We start from the raw sequence: 2,512 nt of genomic DNA, 5'->3' as shown, positions 1-2,512 counted from the left end.
GCGTCGCCGTCCGGCACCGGGGCCCTGCGCTGGGCGCCGTGTGACGACCCGGAGAACCCGGGAGCGGAGTGCGCCGCGCTGTCCGTGCCGGTCGACTGGGCCCGCCCGGACGGGCCACGGTTCGATCTGGCTGTGGCCCGCCGCAAGGCCACCGACCCCGGTGCGAGGGTCGGTGCGATGGTGTTCGGTCCGGGCGGGCCGGGGGACTCGGGTGTGGACCGGGTGGTGGGTGGTATCGGCCGGTTCAGTCCGGAGGTCCGCCGCAGGTTCGACATCGTCAGCTTCGACCCGCGCGGCGTGGGTGGCAGCAACCCCGTGACCTGCTCGGGTGACCTGCTCGCCGAGCGGCCGTCACCGGAGATGAGGAGCCAGGCGGACTTCGAGGCGACCCTGGCGTACAACAGCCGGCTGCGTGCCGACTGCCGGGCCCGCACCGGCCCCGTGTTCGACCACCTCGACACCGTCCAGACGGTCCGGGACCTGGACGCCCTGCGCGCTGCCCTCGGTGAGCGGAGACTGACCTTCCACGGCAGCTCCTACGGCACGCTGCTCGGAGCGCAGTACGCCGAGACGTATCCGCACCGGGTGCGCGCGGTGGTGCTGGAGAGCGTCATGGACCACAGCGTCGCGTCCACCCGCGCATTCCTGCGGGCGGAGGCGGTCACGGCACAGGACTCGTTCCGGGAGTTCGTGAAGTGGTGCGACGGCGCCGCCCGGTGCGCGCTGCACGGCCGTGACGTCCACGCCGTCTGGCAGGGCCTGCTGGTCCGGGCCGGGCGGGGTGAACTGGAGGACCCGAAGAAGCCGGGCACCGCGCTGTCCTCCTCGGACCTGGTCAACAGGGTCGCGTTCCGGAAGTTCTACCAGCCCGACCACGCGGGCCTGGCCACGGAGATCGCGAGGATGGCCGCGAGCGAGCCGCTGCCGGCGTCGCCCACCACGAGACTCCCGTTGCCCCCGGCCGTCGCGCTCTTCTGCTCGGACTGGCGCCTCCCGGTACGCGACCACCAGGAGTACGCCTCCCTCGTCACCATGATGAGGACGACCGCGCCCGACCTGCCGTACCTGCTGCCGCTCCACATGGTGGCGGCGTGCCTCGGCACACCGACCGCCAACCCGCAGCACCCCCTTGACGCGCACGGCGCTCCGCCGATCCTGGTGTCCAACGCGCTGCACGACCCCGCCACCGGCTACCCGTGGGCCGCCTCGGTGGCCCGCCAACTGGGCCGCGGCGGCGCGCTCCTCACCTACGAGGGCCAGGGCCACGGCAGCGTCACCAAGGGTTCGTGCATGACGGACGCCGTGGACAGCTACCTCACCGACCTGGTGGTTCCCCCACGGGGCACCCGTTGCCCCGCCGTGGAGAACCGTGCGGCTTCCTGAGCGAGTCCGGTCCCGGATCGCGTCGCCAGAGCCAGGCTCCTCCCGCCGAACCGGTCAACGGGCGGTCAGCAGACCGTCCACCAGCGAACGCAGCCCCTCCAAGTACGTGTCCTCGGCGGTCAGCGGCCCCCAGCGGTCCGCGACCTGTGCCAGGCGGGGGAGTTCGTCCGGGTCGAGACCGGTGAAGACCTGCTCCCGGTAGGTCGTACGGCCGTCGTCCGCACGCCGGCGGGCCGCTGTGGTGCGGACGACGATCTCACCGGCGGTGTAGTACCAGATCGCGCGGTAGCCGTGGACGGCCTGCTCGGGGGAGAGGCCGCCCTCGATCAGGCCGTCGACGATCTGCTCGACGAACCACAGGGCGGACGCGGACATCAGATCGTCGGCGGTCAGCACCTCCACGATCCAGGGGCAGGCGGCGAGCGCGTCATGGATCGCGGCGGCGGCGACGACGACCCGTTCGCGGGGCCGCGAAGGCAGTTCGGGCCGGTGCAGCGAACGCGTGGCGTAGTCGTCCAGCAGCAGGACGAGGAGTTCCTCCTTGTTGCGGACGTGGTGGTAGAGCGCCATCGGCGTACTGCCGATCTCCGTGGCCAGCCGCCGCATGGTCAGCCGGTCGACACCTTCCCGGTCGACGATCCGACGGGCCGTCCCGATGACCTCCTCACGGGAGATCCGGGGAGGCCGGCCAAGGGCTTTGCGCGGTGCGGACGGTTCAGGCATGCCCGTCATCATCCCCCAGGGGTCGACAGCGGCACGCCCCCGTAACTACCTTTCTTACATGTATAAAAACTCGCGAGGGTGGCCCCACCTGATCCTGGCCGCCGCAGCCGTCGCCCAGTTCGTCTTCGCCCTGGACATGTCCGTGGTCAACGTCGCCCTGCCCGCGATCCGCACCGCGCTCGGATTCGCGCCGCTCGACCTGTCGTGGGTCGTGCACGTCTACGCGCTCACCTTCGGCGGACTCCTGTTACTGGGAGGCCGCGCCTGCGACCTGTACGGGCACCGCCGGATGTTCATGGCGGGCCTGGCCGTCTTCGGGGCGTGCTCGCTGGCCGGCGGGCTGGCCCAGACGCCCTGGCAGCTGGTCGCCGCCCGCGCCGGGCAGGGACTGGGCGCCGCCGCTGCC

At 72.1% G+C, this 2,512-nt stretch carries 3 protein-coding genes; 2 read left to right on the top strand and 1 reads right to left on the bottom strand.

What is annotated here, in order from left to right; translation table 11 throughout:
- A partial coding sequence (locus ACVNF4_RS34865; RefSeq protein ID WP_461806865.1) for an alpha/beta hydrolase occupies nt 1-1,383 on the top strand: 1,383 nt, incomplete at its 5' end.
- A 54-nt stretch (nt 1,384-1,437) separates the two neighbouring features.
- Here ACVNF4_RS34865 and ACVNF4_RS34860 read toward each other — a convergent pair.
- Nucleotides 1,438-2,106, bottom strand: coding sequence for a TetR/AcrR family transcriptional regulator (locus tag ACVNF4_RS34860; RefSeq protein ID WP_461806864.1), 669 nt, complete (start codon nt 2,104-2,106; stop codon nt 1,438-1,440).
- 58 nt (nt 2,107-2,164) lie between these two features.
- On the opposite strand from ACVNF4_RS34860, the gene ACVNF4_RS34855 reads away from it, so the two are divergent.
- The coding region (locus ACVNF4_RS34855; RefSeq protein ID WP_461806863.1) for an MFS transporter at nt 2,165-2,512 on the top strand (348 nt) is incomplete at its 3' end.

Source organism: Streptomyces sp. S6 (genome assembly GCF_054880855.1).
This window is presented reverse-complemented; position numbering and strand designations above follow the sequence as displayed.